This is a genomic window from Herbidospora sp. RD11066 (assembly GCF_054661255.1).
Genome location: NZ_BAAGDO010000014.1, coordinates 30,014 through 45,177 on the forward strand (window position 1 = coordinate 30,014; position 15,164 = coordinate 45,177).

General features: G+C 71.0%; 14 protein-coding genes. 6 read left to right on the forward strand and 8 right to left on the reverse strand.

Annotation, left to right across the window (positions count from 1 at the left end; translation table 11 throughout):
- Positions 1–100 precede the first annotated feature (100 nt).
- Complete coding sequence (locus tag ACYQ78_RS36195; protein WP_459805494.1) at positions 101–1,879, reverse strand: substrate-binding domain-containing protein; 1,779 nt, start codon at positions 1,877–1,879, stop codon at positions 101–103.
- 408 nt (positions 1,880–2,287) lie between these two features.
- On the reverse strand, positions 2,288–2,926 hold the full coding sequence (locus ACYQ78_RS36200) for a cation transporter (RefSeq protein WP_459805495.1): 639 nt from the start codon (positions 2,924–2,926) through the stop codon (positions 2,288–2,290).
- Between the two features lie 113 nt (positions 2,927–3,039).
- Here ACYQ78_RS36200 and ACYQ78_RS36205 point away from each other — a divergent pair, with 113 nt between their 5' ends.
- Positions 3,040–3,861, forward strand: a complete 822-nt coding sequence (locus ACYQ78_RS36205) for a TrmH family RNA methyltransferase (RefSeq protein ID WP_459805496.1) — start codon at positions 3,040–3,042, stop codon at positions 3,859–3,861.
- Here ACYQ78_RS36205 and ACYQ78_RS36210 read toward each other — a convergent pair.
- Positions 3,806–4,615, reverse strand: coding sequence for a D-alanyl-D-alanine carboxypeptidase family protein (locus tag ACYQ78_RS36210; RefSeq protein WP_459805497.1), 810 nt, complete (start codon positions 4,613–4,615; stop codon positions 3,806–3,808). The two genes, ACYQ78_RS36205 and ACYQ78_RS36210, sit on opposite strands and share 56 nt — an antisense overlap.
- 59 nt (positions 4,616–4,674) lie before the next feature.
- On the opposite strand from ACYQ78_RS36210, the gene ACYQ78_RS36215 reads away from it, so the two are divergent.
- Positions 4,675–4,857, forward strand: a complete 183-nt coding sequence (locus ACYQ78_RS36215; protein WP_459805498.1) for a YegP family protein — start codon at positions 4,675–4,677, stop codon at positions 4,855–4,857.
- On the opposite strand, the gene ACYQ78_RS36220 is transcribed toward ACYQ78_RS36215, so the two are convergent.
- Positions 4,854–5,360 carry a DedA family protein gene (locus tag ACYQ78_RS36220; RefSeq protein ID WP_459805499.1) on the reverse strand — a complete coding sequence of 169 codons (507 nt, stop codon included), beginning with the start codon at positions 5,358–5,360 and terminating at the stop codon, positions 4,854–4,856. The genes ACYQ78_RS36215 and ACYQ78_RS36220 overlap by 4 nt on opposite strands.
- A 131-nt stretch (positions 5,361–5,491) precedes the next feature.
- On the opposite strand from ACYQ78_RS36220, the gene ACYQ78_RS36225 reads away from it, so the two are divergent.
- Positions 5,492–5,956, forward strand: a complete 465-nt coding sequence (locus ACYQ78_RS36225; protein WP_459805500.1) for a hypothetical protein — start codon at positions 5,492–5,494, stop codon at positions 5,954–5,956.
- Between the two features lie 74 nt (positions 5,957–6,030).
- The gene (locus tag ACYQ78_RS36230; RefSeq protein ID WP_459805501.1) at positions 6,031–7,047 is read left to right on the forward strand and encodes a DUF4331 family protein; all 1,017 of its coding nucleotides are present in this window, start codon (positions 6,031–6,033) and stop codon (positions 7,045–7,047) included.
- Between the two features lie 3 nt (positions 7,048–7,050).
- Here ACYQ78_RS36230 and ACYQ78_RS36235 read toward each other — a convergent pair whose 3' ends face one another.
- On the reverse strand, positions 7,051–10,380 hold the full coding sequence (locus tag ACYQ78_RS36235; RefSeq protein ID WP_459805502.1) for a BTAD domain-containing putative transcriptional regulator: 3,330 nt from the start codon (positions 10,378–10,380) through the stop codon (positions 7,051–7,053).
- Positions 10,381–10,475: 95 nt separating this feature from the next.
- The gene (locus tag ACYQ78_RS36240) at positions 10,476–11,537 is read right to left on the reverse strand and encodes a lysylphosphatidylglycerol synthase domain-containing protein (protein ID WP_459805503.1); all 1,062 of its coding nucleotides are present in this window, start codon (positions 11,535–11,537) and stop codon (positions 10,476–10,478) included.
- A gap of 102 nt (positions 11,538–11,639) precedes the next feature.
- On the opposite strand from ACYQ78_RS36240, the gene ACYQ78_RS36245 reads away from it, so the two are divergent.
- Positions 11,640–12,218: an AAA family ATPase gene (locus ACYQ78_RS36245; RefSeq protein WP_459805504.1), complete on the forward strand. Its 579-nt coding sequence runs from the start codon at positions 11,640–11,642 to the stop codon at positions 12,216–12,218.
- Between the two features lie 31 nt (positions 12,219–12,249).
- Here ACYQ78_RS36245 and ACYQ78_RS36250 read toward each other — a convergent pair whose 3' ends face one another.
- Both ACYQ78_RS36250 and ACYQ78_RS36255 read right to left on the reverse strand, forming a co-directional pair.
- Positions 12,250–13,020 carry a hypothetical protein gene (locus tag ACYQ78_RS36250; protein ID WP_459805505.1) on the reverse strand — a complete coding sequence of 257 codons (771 nt, stop codon included), beginning with the start codon at positions 13,018–13,020 and terminating at the stop codon, positions 12,250–12,252.
- Positions 13,021–13,131: 111 nt separating this feature from the next.
- Positions 13,132–13,935 carry a PIG-L family deacetylase gene (locus ACYQ78_RS36255; protein WP_459805506.1) on the reverse strand — a complete coding sequence of 268 codons (804 nt, stop codon included), beginning with the start codon at positions 13,933–13,935 and terminating at the stop codon, positions 13,132–13,134.
- A gap of 58 nt (positions 13,936–13,993) precedes the next feature.
- On the opposite strand from ACYQ78_RS36255, the gene ACYQ78_RS36260 reads away from it, so the two are divergent.
- Positions 13,994–15,103, forward strand: coding sequence for a glycosyltransferase family 4 protein (locus tag ACYQ78_RS36260; protein WP_459805507.1), 1,110 nt, complete (start codon positions 13,994–13,996; stop codon positions 15,101–15,103).
- The last annotated feature ends 61 nt before the right edge of the window (positions 15,104–15,164 follow it).

The window sequence follows — 15,164 nt, forward strand, 5'->3', positions numbered from 1 at the left end:
GAGAAGGACGCCCCTTTCCGGGTCCGCGTTTACTGTCTTCCAGGCCATGCTCAAGTGGCATGACCTGGGAGAACAGTGATTCCTGTGACTCGGGTGGCGGTTACTGAGCGCTGGGGCAGTTGGGTGCGCACAGGCGGCGCGCGATGCCCTGGAGGAAGATGTTCCTGATCTCCAGCACCGTCTCGGGGAAGAACGCCTCGCCGCCGGTCGCCTTGGCGATCCGCTGCATCTGGGCCCGGTTCTCGTCGCCCTGGGTGTTGAACGAGATGACCAGGATCGAGACCGGCTTGGTCGGGTCGTAGGTGGCCTTCAGGCGCTTGAGGAGGGTCGCGTCGTCGATGCCGCCGCTCGGGTCGTCGTCGCCGACGCCGTCGGTGAACAGCAGGATCGTGTTGATCTTGTCGGCCTCGTACTCGCCGGTCATCTTCTTGTACGCCGCCCAGAGCGAGTCGTTCAGGCCGGTGTTGCCCGTGGGGATCGCCTTGATCTGGGTCAGCTGCTGCGAGATCACCTCGCGCCGGGTCACGCCGTCGATCTGCTGGGCGAGCGGCCCGACCGGGACCGTCTCCTTCCAGTCGACGTTGTCGCCGTTGAGGTTGTCGGAGAAGATCCAGGTGCCGATCTCGGTCTTGTCCGGGAACAGCTTGAGGCCCTCGATGCTGACCTGCGAGATCGCCTGCATACGGGTGATGCCGGTCGAGTCGGCGGGCCGGGCCATGGTGCCCGAGACGTCCAGCAGCGACAGCAGCCTGGTGCCGAGGCCGACGCGCTTCCACGATTGCGCGAGCGTGTTCACCGTCGCGGCGTCGGGGATCGGCAGGGCCGTCGGGGCCTCCGCCCGCATGCCGGTCTCCTCGGTCAGCGCGGTGCCCTGGCCCTCGGGTGTACGGAAACCGAACTGCTGGACGGTCTTGCGCGACGCCGCCGACTCCAGTTCGTCGGTGAACAACTTGGCGGCCTGCCTGTTCGCCGGGTCCTTCGCCGTGGTGATGATCGGGTAGTCGAGGTTGACGGTGCCCTCGGCCGGATAGAGCGCCACGGCGGCGTTCTTGTTCTTGCCGTTGAACGCCCAGATCGACTGCTCCGACGTCACCCCGATCGGCACCCGCTTGGCCGCCTTCGACAGGGTGGCGAACAGGTTGTCGGGCGAGGTCACCTTCGATTCCGAAAGCTGGCGCAGCACACCGACGAGCAGTTCCTCGGAGTTCTCGTCGCCGCTCTTCTGCAGGATCCCGGCCCCGGCCAGCAGCGCGCCGAGCCCGGCGGCGTTCTTGGCGGGGTCGAGCACGACCACGCGGACCTTGCTGGCCAGGCCGTCGGGGTTGGCGGCGTTGGCGGCCGTCATCAGGCCGGTCCAGCTCGGCTGGAGCGACTCGGCGAGCTTGGCGGCGGCGGCCTTCGGCGCGGCCAGCACGATCGGCGAGGCGGCCAGGTTCGCGGTCACCTTGGGCGCCGACTTCTCCGGCATCTGGGCCAGCCAAAGCGAGGAGTCGGGGATCCAGACGTCCGGCGCGGAACTGGCGCCGCCGGTGCCGGCCATCGCGGCGGCGACCCCGTCGGGGTCGGTGCCCTTCACGGCCACGTCGATGCAGCGCCCGTCGACGGTCTTCTCGGCCTTGACGAACCGTCCGGCGATCTCGCTCACGGCCGGTTCGATGTCCTTGGCGACGGCCACGAACAGCGACACCCTCTCGCCGGAGCACCCGGCCGTGTCCTTGTTGACCACGACGTAGGCGGCCACGCCCAGCAGCACCGCGAGGGCCACGGCCCCCGCGAGCGGGACGAGCACCTTGCCCGGTCCTGAGGACTTCCGCCGGGTCGGCGGCTGCTCGTACGCGGGGTAGCCGCCCTCGATCTCGTCAGTGCGGTGACGTCCCACGATGGCCTCTTCGTTCAGTCGTATGGTCTCCCTGACCGGCATATAGGGAGATTCTCCGTAATGCTTACGGAACCATAGTGGCAACCATTAGACCGGCAAAACGTACCTTTTACTGCGATGATGGGCATCGCGATACATCTTGACATCGCCATCTCGCGATGTATCGTGTTCTAGAAATCAGGCGAATCTGCACCCGGGGGCTCGGATGCGCGACGGAGATCTCCTATTGCTGGAGTTCAACCGCCCCGGCCTGCCGCCCTCGGCCAAAGAGGCGCTGCGGGCCCTCACCGGGCTGCGCGCCGTCCACCTGACGGGCCGTCACGGCCGGGTCTGGACGATCCCCGGCGGCGCCGCGGAAGTGATCGACGCCCTCCGCGATTCGGGCATGGACGTCGCCGTGCTGTCGCTTCAGTGGTCGCAGACGTGCCCGCGCCAGGCCCTGCCGCCCTCGCGCACCGCGATCCCCGCGAGCGAGAGCGCCACCAGCGGGTCGGCCCACCACCAGCCGATCGAGGCCGCCGCGAGCCCGGCGAGCACCCCGGCCGCCGTCAGCCCGCAGAGCACGTTCTGGGTGCCCTCTCCCGTGGTCGCCGCCGAACCCAGGCGGGCGCCGACGCGCCGTTTGGCCCACCCCAGCACCGGCATGCTGACCAGGCTGATCGTGGTCACCGCGATGCCGAGCCCGGTCGGCGCGGCCCGGTGACCCTGGCCCAGGTCGTGGAGCACGTGGAGCACGAGATAGGGCGCCAGCAGCCAGAAGCTCACCGCGACCGCGCGGGTCGCATGGAGCTCGGCGATCGGTGACACCAGCCGGGCGCCGGTGAAGCGCCACAGCACGATGAGACTGGCCAGCGCCTCGACCAGCGCCGCCAGGCCCCACCCGATCAGTGCGGTCGAGTGGGCGGCGTAGCCGGCGTACACCCCCAGCAGGGATTCGGCGCCGAGCCAGCCGAGGGTCGCCACCGACAGCAGGCGCGCGCGGCGGGCGTCCCTCAGCCAGCTCTCGGCCGAAACGGCCGGGCGCGTGAGCGTCCGCTGGTCAGGCACCTTGACCCCCGATCGCCCTCGCACCGCCGGATACAGCGCTGAGTACTGTACCGGTCACGATCGGTCACATCTGTTTCGCCGTCGCCAAGGGGTGGCAAGGGTAGGCTTGCGGGATGGTCATCGAGCTCCACGACCCGGCTGACCCGCGCTTGACCGACTTCACCCACCTGCGTGATGTGGAGCTCCGCAAGAGCCACGAGGCCGAACACGGCCTCTTCCTCGCCGAGGGCGAGAAGGTCATCCGCCGCGCCCTCCAGACCGGCCACCCCGCCCGCGCCTTCCTGACCACCCCGAAGTGGCTCACCCACCTGGCCGACGTGCTCGAAAACCAGGTGGTGTACGTGGTGAGCGACGCCCTCATGGAGCGGGTCACCGGCTTCCCGGTCCACCGGGGCGCGCTGGCCTCCTTCGAGCGGCTTTCGCTTCCGAAAGTGTCCGACCTGGCCCGGCGGTCCACCCGGATCGTCGTCCTGGAAGACCTGGTCGACCACTCCAACATCGGCGCGATCTTCCGCTCGGCGGCGGCGCTCGGCGTCGACGCCGTGGTCCTGTCGCCGCGCTGCGCCGACCCCCTCTACCGCCGGGCGATCAAGGTCTCGATGGGCGCCGTCTTCGCCGTCCCGTGGGCCCGCATGGACGACTGGCACGGCGGCCTCGCCGCCCTCGACGGCTACGACCTGCTCGCGCTGACCCCCGACGCCTCGGCCGTGCCGATCGACGAGGTGAGGCTGGGGGAGAAGACCGCGCTGCTGCTCGGCTCCGAGGGCGACGGCCTGTCGTCGCGCTGGCTCACCCAGGCGACCGCGCGGGTGCGCATCCCGATGAGCCCCGCCGCGCTGAAGAACGGCGTCGACTCGCTCAACGTCGTGGCCGCCGCCGCTATCGCCTGTCACTCACTCGTTCGGCCCAGCTCAGCAGGTTCCGCGCCGTCGTGAACCGCCGCAGGTCACCGGTGTCGCCCAGGATCACGCCCAGATAGGTGTGCCCGTCCCGCTTCGCCGCGAACGACAGGCAGTATCCGGCGGCCTTCGTGTAGCCGGTCTTCAGGCCGATGGTGCCCGGGGTCGTGGCGAGCAGCTTGTTGGTGTTCGTCCAGGTGTGGCCCTGGGCCTTCGCGACCCGGGTCTTCGCGATCTGGGCGATCACCCTGTCCTTCAGGACGATCCGGGTCAGCTCCAGCTGGTCGCGGGCGGTCGAATACTGGCCCGAGGCCGGCAGGCCGTCGGCGTTGACGAACCGGGTGTCGTCGAGGTCGAGCGAGCGTGCGGCCTCGTTCATCCGCTGCACGAATTTCTGCTTGCCCGGCCCGTACGCCCTGGCCAGCGCGTTGGAGGCGTCGGCGGCCGAGGGGAGCAGGAGGGCGTACAGGAGCTGGCGGACGGTCAGCCGCTCGCCCGCCCGCAGGCCCGCGTGGGTGGCGCCGCTGTTCCTCGCGTGGTTCACGTCGGCGGCGGTGATGGTCACGACGTCGTCGAGGTCGGCCCGCTTCCGTACGACATAGGCCGTCATCACCTTCGTCAGGCTGGCGACGGGCACCCGCCGATCCTCGTGTTTGGCGTACGGGACCGTTCCCGACGTGAGATCCACGACGTACACCTCGGAGGCGGTCACCCGGGGGTCGGCGTGGGCGGGGGTCGAAAGGAGAACCGCCCAGGTGAGGACGGCGCTGACGAGAACGGTCGTACGCATGCCCGCATGATCGCACGGGTACACACGCGACGGCCGGACGGCATTCGGGGGGAACCAACATGGCGGGCAGATTCGTCATCAGCAGAGACACGGCCGGGGCATACCGGTTCAAATTGGTCATGGGCAACGGGCAGACCATCGCGATCAGCGAGACGTTCACCAGCCGCGCGGCCTGCGTCAACGGCATCGAGTCGGTACGCCGCACCGCGCCCGAGGCGGAGCTCGACGACTCGGAGGTCTAACCCGCCTGCGCCGCCGGAGCGTTGCGGCTGCGGCGGCGCCGGATGACGTACACCACCAGCAGGGCCAGCACCACGACGGCGAGGGCGATCGCCAGGACCGGCGAGTCGGCGGCGAGCTGGAGCCAGGCCCAGATCACCGAATAGAGCCCGAACCAGACCAGCGGCGCCCAGGTCAGGCAGCCGAGGGCGCTCGCGACGAGATACCAGCGGTAGTTGATGCGCAGCACGCCGGCCACCCACGGCAGCGTGTGCCGCAGCCCCGGCACGAAGAAACACCCGTAGACGGCGAGTGCCCCCCATTTGCGCACGACGTTCTCGACCTTGATGATCCGCTCTTGGCCGATCCTGCGCCCGAGCCGCGACTCGTAGACGGCGTCGCCGACCTTGTGGCCGACCCAGTAGTAGACCTGGAAGGCCCCGAACAGGGCGACCGTGAGGATCGCGCCGACCAGCCAGTAGGGCAGCCCGAGGAACGACGCCGCCATCGGGTCTGAGAACTCCACCGTGCCGCCTCGGGACGAACGCAATTAGGACAGCCTTACCTTAAGCGAGCTTCCGTGGACCGCGCCAGGCACCACACCCCCTGCAACCGGACGGCAACCACCGCTCAACCACCGCGTTCTACAAAAAGAGCATGAAATCCCGCAGCCTCGTCGCGAGCGTCGGCGGAACCGCGCTGCGACTCCTCATCGCCACCGCCGCGGCCGCCGCCGCCTACCTGACCGGCACGGCCGCCCTCGCCGAGGAGCCGTCCCGCACCCTCACCCTCTCAGCCCGGTCGGTCCCCGCCTCGGTTCCCGCCGAAAACGGCCTGGTCTCCCTGGAGCCGGGCGTGGTGACCGTGTCCGCACTCACCGACTGCGCCTACCGGGCCCGCAGCGCGCTCACCTCGGGCACCGTCCACTACGAGTGGACCCTCCAGCGCCTCAGCGCGACGGGCACCTGGCAGGACTACCTGTCGAGCACCGGCGGCTTCGAAGGCGCCGCCCGGACCGTCGACTGGCGCGTGCGCGTGCCCGGCAACCCGGGGTCCTACCGGGTCGTCCTGGACGTCTCCGGCGACCGGACCATGAGCGAGAAGTTCCCGGTGACCTGCTGATTCATGGGTCTGTATCTTCCCGGCCCGGGGCAGGGCCGTCCGGGTCAGGACGCACCCCGACCCGGGAGTACCCCATGTCCCACCACCTCGATTCACCGCTCGCCCGCCAGGACCCGCGCCTGGACGTCTGCGACCTCTACGTCTTCCGCGGCGAGCGCGGCACCGTCTTCGCCGCCGACCACAGCAACTCCTTCGTCGGCCCCGACGCGCCGAAGGGCCTGCACCCCGAAGGACGCTACGAATTCAAGATCGACGGCAATGGCGACGCCGTCGAGGACGTGACCTTCCGCTTCACCTTCGGCGAGCGCGACGCGGAGGGCCTCCAGACCTTCCGGCTCCACTACGTGACCGCCACCGAGGACAAGCTGATCGCGGGCGGACGTATGGGCGAGCCCCTCGACCTCGACTGCGGCGGCCGCGTCTGGATCGGCCAGGCGGGCGACGCGTTCTGGATCGAGCCCGACGTCCTGCACGCCGTCGGACAGGCCTTCCAGTACGGCACCAGAATCGACCTGACCGGCTGGAACCCCGACAAGGCGGGCAATCTCTTCGCGGGCCACACGGTCTACTCGATCGTCCTGGAGCTTCCCGACGAGGAACTCCGGCGCATCGCGGGCCCCGACGGCCGCATCGGCGTCTGGGCCCAGACCAGCCTCGCCACCGACAGCGGCGGCTGGCACCCGATCAACCGCTGCGGCCTGCCGATGATCCACCCGCTGTTCACCCAGTACGACGAGGACCTGGGCGACCGCCTCAACACCAACGGCCCGGCCGACGACATCCGGCTCCACGGAGACGAGGTCAGGCGGAAGATCGCCGGAGTGGCCCGCGCCTACGGCACCGCCGCCGACCCGGACGCCTACGCCGAGATGGTGGTCGGGCGGATCTTCCCGAACATGCTGCCCTACACGATCGGCACGAAGGCGGGGCTGACGTTCGCGGGCTGGAACGGCCGCGCGATGACCGACAACGCCCCGGAGGTGATGTTCTCCTTCGCCGCGAACACCCCGGTGACCTTGGGCATCGGTCGGGAGTCGGTCGTCTCGAAGCCGAGGGAGGAGTTCCCGTACGTGCCGGTCGTACCCGAGTGATCCTCAGACCCGGTCGAGGGCGAGTTCCGCGTCGTCCACCCATCGCTGCACGCCGACCCGGCGGGCCACCGTCAGCGCCTTCTCGTAGTGGGACCGGGCGTCGGGGTGGCCCAGTTTCACCGCGAGGTCGCCCAGCGTCCGGGCCACCGGCCACAGCGCCACCACGCCCGTGCCCGCGCCGGCGATCCGGTCGTGGAAGGGACGCAGCGCGGCGTAGGCCTCGTTCATGCGGTCGAGGTCGTCGAGCCGCAGGCCGGCCAGAGCACGCCAGATCATGGCGAGTTCGTAGAGGAAGTCGCCCCGCACCGGTTCGCGGGTCACGGCGAGCGCGCGGGCGTCGCGTAGGTGCCCGGCCTCGGCCAGGGCCATCGCGTAGGCGTCGAGGGTCCACTTGGCGCCCCGGGTGTGGGCCTCGCCGAGGGCGTCGGCCATCTCGTCGGCCCTGCCCTGGACGAGATGCAGGCAGAAGGTCGCGATCAGGGGGAGGTCCTGGCGGCCTTCGAGCATTCCGGCGCGGGCGGTCAGCCGGGCCGCGTTGCGGTAGGCGACCTCGGCGCCCGAGTAGTCGCCGCTGATCATCAGGCGCTGACCGGCGTACCAGGCGCCGACGGCGGCCGGGGCGGCCAGGCCGTACTGCCGGCCGAGTTTGTCGGCCCTCGCGAGCTGCCTGTCGGCCTCGGCGAAGTCGCCGCGCGCCGCCGCGCACTCCAGGAGGACCAGGTGGGCGAGGGTCTGGACGGAGATCTGGCCCGACTCGGCGCCGACCCGGAGCAGTTCGCGGCCGATGTCTTCGCGTTCGTCGACCTGGGCCAGCGTGTAGGACTGGCGCAGCCGCCCGCTCAGCGCCATGGCCAGCAGGTTGGGGTCGCCGCTGGCGCGGGCCAGCTCCTCGGCTTCGAGGGAGGCCTGCTCGCCGCGCGGCGTGGCGGAGCCTTCGAGCTCCAGGGCCAGGGTGGCCAGGAGGCTGGCGCGCAGCGAGTGTTCGCTGGGCGGCAGCTCCAGCAGCGCCTTCTCGGTGACGTCGACGATCTCCCACGCGGTGCGGGTGAAATCGCGCGCGATGCCCTTGTGGGGGACGGCCAGGGCCGCCGCCACCCGGGCGGTCAGTTCGAGGTCGCCCAGGGGGAGGGCGACGTCCATCGCGTCGCGGCGGTGGGCGCGGGCGGCGGTCATGTCGCCCGCGAGGGCCAGCGCGTGGATCGTGCGGACCTGGAGTTCGAGCCGGTCTTTTCCTGGACGTCCGCCCGCGCGGTCGTAAGCGGTGATCGCGCGTTCCCACTGCGAGGCGGCCTCGCGGTAGGCGTAGCGGCGTTCGGCCTGCTCACCGGCGAGACCCGCGTAGCGCACCGCCTTGGCGGCCGTGTCGGCGGTGCCGGCCAGGTCGTAGTGGTGGGCGAGCGCGGCGACGTCGCCGGGGTTGCGCGACTCGATGACCGAGGCCACCGCGGCGTGCAGCCGGGAGCGGCGCAGCCGGGAGGCGTCGGAGTAGAGCGTGTCGCGGACCATCTCGTGGTCGAAGCGCAGCCGCCCGGCGCCCGGCTCGGTGACCAGACCGGCCAGCAGCGCGGCCTCGACCGCGTCGACGACCGAGTCCTCCTCGCCGGAGATGTCGACCAGCACGTCGACGTCGACGTCGCGGCCGATCACGGCGGCCTGGAGCAGGATCTGCTGGGCCCTCTCGGGCAACCGCGCGATGCGGCGGCGGAGCACATCGCGTACACCGGAAGGAACCTGGGAGATGTCGGCCTCCGCCTCGAAGAGGCGGACCGTCTCCTTCACGTAGAACGGGTTGCCGCCGGTGCGCTCGACGATCGCGGCCACGACGTCGTGGTCGATCTCGCCGCGCACGAACGTCGCCCGCACGAGCTCGGCCGTCTGGGCGGGCGACAGGCCGTCGAGCTCGACCCGGACCGGTCCGAGCCGGGCCAGCGCGGCCAGCACGTCTTGCTGCGGGTCGCTGAGCTCGCCCTCGCGGCAGGTCACCACGAGCAGCACCCTGCTGGCGGCCAGCAGGCTCGGCAGGGCGCGCAGCAGCGCGAGGGTCTGGTCGTCGGCCCAGTGGAGGTCTTCGAGGGTGATCAGCAGGGGCGCCTCGCGGGCCACCCCGGCCAGGAATCCGCCGACCGCGCGGTGGAGCCGGAAGCCACCGGAGGTGTCGTCGTCGTTGGGGACCGGCGCGTGGTCGTCGAGCAGGGGCGCCAGCAGCGCGCCGTATTCACCGGCGCCGCGCCGGGCGATCAGCGCCCGCAGCACCTCGACCCAGGCCCAGCCGGGCGGGGTCGCCGGGCTGTCGGGGCAGCCGCCACCGGCGATGATCCAGCCCTGCTCCTCGAGGCGGCCGGACAGCTGGCGCAGCAGCGTGGTCTTGCCCGAGCCGGGATCGCCCCCGACCAGCGCGATCGTGAGACGGCCCGACTTGGTGTGGGGCGCGGCGGCCAGCAGCGAGGTCAGCTCGGACTCGCGGCCGACGAACGGCTCGGTCTCCAGCGGCGGCAGCGGGCTCACTTCGAGCGGGCGCGGCGGCCACGTGGGGGTCGTCTCGGCCCGGCGCGGCAGGAGGACCAGGTCGAGCCCCGGATCCTGCGACAGGATGTCGCTCTCCAGCTTGCGGAGCGCGGGCCCCGGGTCGATGCCGAGTTCGTCGTCGAGGATGGTGCGGGCCCGGCGCAGCGCGGCCAGGGCGTCGCCCTGCCGCCCGCAGCGGTAGAGGCCGAGGGCCAGCAGCCGCCAGCCCTCCTCGCGCAGCGGATGCTCGGTGGTGAGCGCTTCGAGGTCGGGGACGGTCTCGGCGTGGAGCCCCAGGCGTAGCCCGGTGTCGGCGTGGCGCTCCCGCGCCACCAGCCGCAGCTCGCTCAGCCGCGTCACCTCGGCCTCGGCCCATGACTGGTCCTGGAAGTCGCTGTACGGAGTGCCGCGCCACAACCCCAGCGCCGACTCCAGCCGGGCGCGGGCGGTCTGCGGATTGTCGTCGAGCCGTTCACCGGCCGCGCGCACGGTCGCCTCGAAGCGCAGGGCGTCGACCTGCTCGGGCGCCGACCGCAGGGCGTAGCCGGAGGCGACGGTGACCAGCAGCCGGTTGGGGCCACCCCGGGGACGGTTGGGCTCCAGCACCCGGCGCAACCGGGAGATGTACACCTGAAGACCCGACTGCGCGCCCTTGGCGGCGTCGTCGGCCCACAGGTCGAACAGAAGAGTGTCGACGGGGACGACCTGCCCCCGGGCGACGAGAAGCCGGGCCAGAACGGCCCGCTGGCGGAGGCCGCCCAGATCGAGCTCGTTGTCGCCGTCGTACGCTTCGACCGGGCCCAAGACCCGGAAGCCCACCGTGCTCATGTCAGCCGCCACGCTATGCGCGCCGCCAAACGGTACACAAGACGTTCACCGGTCAACCTCACTTCGGGGAGAGTGAGGTCAATTGTCGCGCAAGATCATGATGCTTTCTCGCTAGTAACCGGTTCGGACTCCCGCTTACCCTCCCGCCTGCGCAGCAGAACCCAGCCGCCAAGAGCCAGTCCACCCCACGGGATCTCGATCGTGTAGGTCCAGAATCCGAAAAGAATGGCGGCGGCGGTGGCCTGCGCCTCGCCCGCGCCGAACCCGATCAGCGCCAGCGCGGTGCCCGCCTCCATGAATCCGGCGCCGCTCGGCGTGGCCAGCGCGCTCGTCAGCACCCGCGACAGCGCGAACACCGCGACCGACTGCGCGAAGCCCACCCACGCGCCGGTCCCGACCAGGCACAACGCCAGGATGAGCCACTGGAACCCCAGGAAGAAGACCATCCCGAACGACATCTTCACCCAGCCGGTGCGGACGACCCCCGCCATGTCGGCCCGCAGTTTGTGGATGGCCTCAGAAGCCCACCGCTCGGCCGGCCGGATCTTCTTCGGCGACAGCGCCACCACCCGGTCGGCGCCGTGCCCGATGACCCTGGCCCCCCGGTCCCAGAACAGGGCGGACCCCACGATGACCACGAGCACCAGCAGCGACGCCGAGGCGACCCACCCCGCCTTGGTCACGTCCGGGGAGAGCGCCGTCCCCGAGAACAGCAGCGCCAGAATCCCGGCGGCGGGCAGCAGGAACCGGAAGATCATGTTCCACACGCCACTGACCAGCGTCGACGCCACGATCGCCCCGACGGGGAACCCCCACCCCTTGGTCATCGCCATCGTCAGCGCGACCCCCGCCGCCCCGCCGAACGGCAGCAGATTGCTGACCGCGCTCCCGGCGGCGTTGAGCGTCAGCGCCTGCGTGTGCCCCAGCCCGGGGAGCGACCCGGTCAGCACGAACGTGTAGGCCAGCAGACTGGCCAGCCACACGACGGTCATCAACGCGGCCATCTGCCACGAGACCGCCCCGAACAGATCACCGATCTGACGCCACGACATCGTCGCCCCGGTGAGCGACCCGATGATCGTGGGCAGGTAGACGATCAGCCCCGCCGCCAGCGCCAGCGACGCCACCGACATACCGACCCGCACCCACCTGTTCATGCGCCCCAGTCTGCCGGTCGGGGAGACCGCTTCGCTCCTTCTCTGGTACGAACCGAGCCAGGTCCCCAGGGTGGACGCGCCCTTCGGAAGAGAGGACGGGCCATGGCCGACCACAAGGCCCGGGCGGACACGCGCGCCGAGATCACGAGGCCGACGCTGACCGTGGTGAGCGGGCCGCCGGGTTCGGGAAAGACCACTCTGGCCCGTCGGCTCGCCGAGGCCCGGGGCTGCCCGGCGATCATTCGTGACGAGATCAAGCAGGGCATGGTCCTGGCCTCCCCGGGAGGAGACGACGATCCGCTCAACCGCGCGACCCTGAAGGCTTTCTTCGACGTGATGGAGGCGCTGGCCCGCGCGCGGGTGACCGTGGTCGCCGAGGCGGCCTACCAGGACCGGCTCTGGCGGCCGAACCTGGAGCCTCTGCTCGGCCTGGCCCGGGTCCGGGTCGTACGGTGCACCGTCGACGCCGAGCTCGCGCGAGAGCGGATCCTCCGGCGCGCGCAGGAGGTCCCGCACCGCGCCGCGCACGCGGACCGCGCACTGCTGAGCGCCGTTGCCGCGGGTGACCACTCCCTCGACGCGTTCGTCCCGATCTCCCTCGACGTGCCGGTGCTGACCGTGGACACCACCGACGGCTACGACCCGGGCTTCGAGGAGGTCGTCGCCTTCGCGAGGGGCTAGGGCCTGCTCAAGGACGCGAGCCGGTGAGCCGTCACACGTCGGCCGAGTCGATCACCTGGTCGGCCGGCGGCGCGGTGACGACCAGGGGGAACCCCCAGTCGAGGAAGCGGGTGTCGTAGCTGTGGCCGATCTTCGGCTCCCGGCCGTAGACGAGGTCCGTGGTCCGGAGCCGGGTGGGCAGGCCCTTGGCGTCGGTCCAGAGCGACCAGTGGATCTCGTCTTTCACGTCACCGGTGGGAGGTAGCCCCAGCCGCTTGTGGCTCACGACGCCGCGGTAGACATACCCGCCGGAAACGGCCTTGCCGGTGACCCCGCGCAGCAGAGTGCGCAGAACGCGTTCGTCGAACACGTTGATCGCCTGATCGCTGAAGACCGCGACCTCCGGCGCCTTCCGGTCCCACCGGATCCACGACTTACCGTCGGGGAGACTGCCGGGCGGTTCATGCGTGTACGTGACCCCGCCGACATACGTGGTGTCGTCCCAGTCGGCCCCGCCGAGAGCGGCCCGCCAGGAGGATTCCTGGTCGTCGTACGGAACGAGAATGGAGTAATGGGTGGCGTCGTAGGCGACCGGCCCCTTCGGGCTCAGTTGCACCTGACCGCGTGTGCGGGCCGCAGCGGTGGAGTGTGTCCCGTCGATCATCGCGGTGAGCTCGGAGATCCGCACCCCGTGCCCCTGACGTAACTGCTTCTGCACGGCCCGCACGGGGTCGGGCGGCCGGGTCTGCGCGACCGCCGCAGCGGGCGCGGCCACCCCACCGGCCAGCAGCGCGGCCACGACCAAAGCCAACGATCGCCTCATCACGACTCCGTCCATCCCGGAAGACGTGGCCATCGTCGCAGGCGGCGATAACGAAAGCGACGATCAGAAGGCGCATCGGCGTCAGCGCGGGTCGGCCGGTGGAAACAGGCACTAGTCGTCGAAAGGGTGGCTCATGCGGGTGCCCGGGGGCAGGTCGCGGCGGACGTACCACTCAGTGCCGAAGACGTAGCGATAGACCGGGGCCGGGATCTTCAGCAGGGCCGCCAGGGTGCGGTCGCCGTCGCCGCCGCTGGCCTGGGTGGCGTGGGCGGCCATCGACTGGCGTTTGACGGAGGTCCATTTGCGGACGTTCACGCGGTGGGTGATGTCGGCCGAGGCCGAGTAGGCGGTCTCGAACGAGCGGATGTCGAGCTGGGGGTAGAGCCTGGCCGCTAGGCGGACGCCCTTCAGGAGAGGGTCGCGGTTGACGGTCGCCTCCAGCAGGATCGGCGGGATCGCGGCCAGCTTCGCCGCCCGGGTGCCCACCCGGTAGACCTGCACGTGGTCGGGGTGGCCGTAGCCGCCCGACGGGTCGTAGATGGTCAGGAGCTCGGCCTTCTCCTCGTCGAGGACGGCCGCCAGGCGCGTGGCCGCCTCTTCGATGTCGGCGTCCATGAACGCGTCGGCCGGACGGTCTTCGGCGCCGCCACCGGCCTCCAGGCCCGAATCGGCGTAGCCCAGACGCACCACCCGGGCGCAGCCCAGCCGGGCGGCCGAGTCGTAGAGCTCGTTCATGCGGGTCTCGCCCAGCTCGTCGCCGTGTGGGAGCTCGGCGAGGCCGTGTTCGCCCGCTGTGGCCACCACCAGGACCACGCGGTGGCCTTCGGATGCGAGCATCGCCATGGTCCCGGCGGTCAGCAGCGCCTCGTCGTCGGGATGGGCGTGAAAGAACACCGCTGTCTTCACCCGACACATGATCCCACCCTCTGATCGCGCGTTTGAGCCGGGTCCGGACCTCTGTCAGGCTGATCGGGTGCGCATCCTTCACGTGAGCGACTGCTACCTGCCCCGGCTGGGCGGCATCGAGGTGCAGGTCGCCGACCTGATCCGGAGCCAGCGGGGGGCCGGCCACGAGGTCGAGGTGGTCACCGCCACGCCGGGGGAGCCGCTTCCCGGCGTCCACCGCGTGACCGCGCGCATGCCCTTCGACCTGCCGGTCCATCCACGCGGCACGGGTCACCTGACCCGGATCATGACGCGCTACCGGCCCGAGGTCGTCCACGTCCACACCGGCGCGGTGTCGCCGTTCGCGTGGATGGGGGTGCTGGCCGCGCGGCGCGCGAAGATCCCGACCGTGGTGACGGTGCACAGCATGTGGGATCCCGTCACGGCGAACCTCTACCGGGCGCTGCGGGCCACGTGGGGGTGGCAGAACTGGGGGCTGGTCGGCACAGCGGTCTCCGAGGCCGCCGCCCGGCCCATCCGGCGGGTGGCCGGGCCGCGCACGCCCGTCCACGTCGTGTCGAACGGGCTCGACCTGTCCGACTGGCGGCCAGAGGGCCCGGGCCGTACACCCACCAATGAGGTTCACGTGGTCGCGGTGGGGCGGCTGGCGCCGCGCAAGCAGCCCGTGCGACTCCTCAAACTCCTGGAGGCCGCCAGGGTCAAGACCAAAGACCCGATCACCCTGCGGGCCACGATCGTGGGTGACGGGCCCGCACGGGGGCAGATGGAGCGCCATCTGCGGTCGAGGAGGATCGATTGGGTCGAAATGCCGGGGAGGTACACCCGGGAACAGATCAGGGGGCTGCTGGCGGAGGCCGACGTCTTCGTCGCCCCGGCGCCCCGGGAGTCGTTCGGTCTGGCCGCGCTGGAAGCTCGCGCGGCGGGGGTGCCGGTGGTGGCACGCTCGCAGAGCGGTGTGGCCGACTTCGTGAGCCCCGGCAAGGAAGGCCTGCTGGGGCGCACCTTCGACGAGCTGGCCGGTGCGGTGGCCCGGCTCGCGGGGGACCCTGCGCTACGAGGGGCGATCGCCGAGCACAATCGATCGACGTCGCCGGTCAGATGCTCGTGGCCGGTGGTCCTTGAAGGGTTCGAACGCTGTTATGAACGGGCCGCCGACGCGTCGTCGGGCCGGCGGTAGGTCGGGGGCCGGGTCAAAAAGGGAGGACCCGCCCGGAAGGAGTGCGTAGGTCGATGGGCAG

What these genes read in the sequence shown, in the direction of transcription:
- ACYQ78_RS36205 (WP_459805496.1), top strand. Translation starts at nt 3,040, where the DNA reads ATGGTCATCGAGCTCCACGACCCGGCTGACCCGCGCTTGACCGACTTC.
- ACYQ78_RS36210 (WP_459805497.1), bottom strand. Translation starts at nt 4,615, where the DNA reads ATGCGTACGACCGTTCTCGTCAGCGCCGTCCTCACCTGGGCGGTTCTC.
- ACYQ78_RS36215 (WP_459805498.1), top strand. Translation starts at nt 4,675, where the DNA reads ATGGCGGGCAGATTCGTCATCAGCAGAGACACGGCCGGGGCATACCGG.
- ACYQ78_RS36225 (WP_459805500.1), top strand. Translation starts at nt 5,492, where the DNA reads ATGAAATCCCGCAGCCTCGTCGCGAGCGTCGGCGGAACCGCGCTGCGA.
- ACYQ78_RS36230 (WP_459805501.1), top strand. Translation starts at nt 6,031, where the DNA reads ATGTCCCACCACCTCGATTCACCGCTCGCCCGCCAGGACCCGCGCCTG.
- ACYQ78_RS36235 (WP_459805502.1), bottom strand. Translation starts at nt 10,380, where the DNA reads ATGAGCACGGTGGGCTTCCGGGTCTTGGGCCCGGTCGAAGCGTACGAC.
- ACYQ78_RS36240 (WP_459805503.1), bottom strand. Translation starts at nt 11,537, where the DNA reads ATGAACAGGTGGGTGCGGGTCGGTATGTCGGTGGCGTCGCTGGCGCTG.
- ACYQ78_RS36245 (WP_459805504.1), top strand. Translation starts at nt 11,640, where the DNA reads ATGGCCGACCACAAGGCCCGGGCGGACACGCGCGCCGAGATCACGAGG.
- ACYQ78_RS36250 (WP_459805505.1), bottom strand. Translation starts at nt 13,020, where the DNA reads ATGAGGCGATCGTTGGCTTTGGTCGTGGCCGCGCTGCTGGCCGGTGGG.
- ACYQ78_RS36255 (WP_459805506.1), bottom strand. Translation starts at nt 13,935, where the DNA reads ATGTGTCGGGTGAAGACAGCGGTGTTCTTTCACGCCCATCCCGACGAC.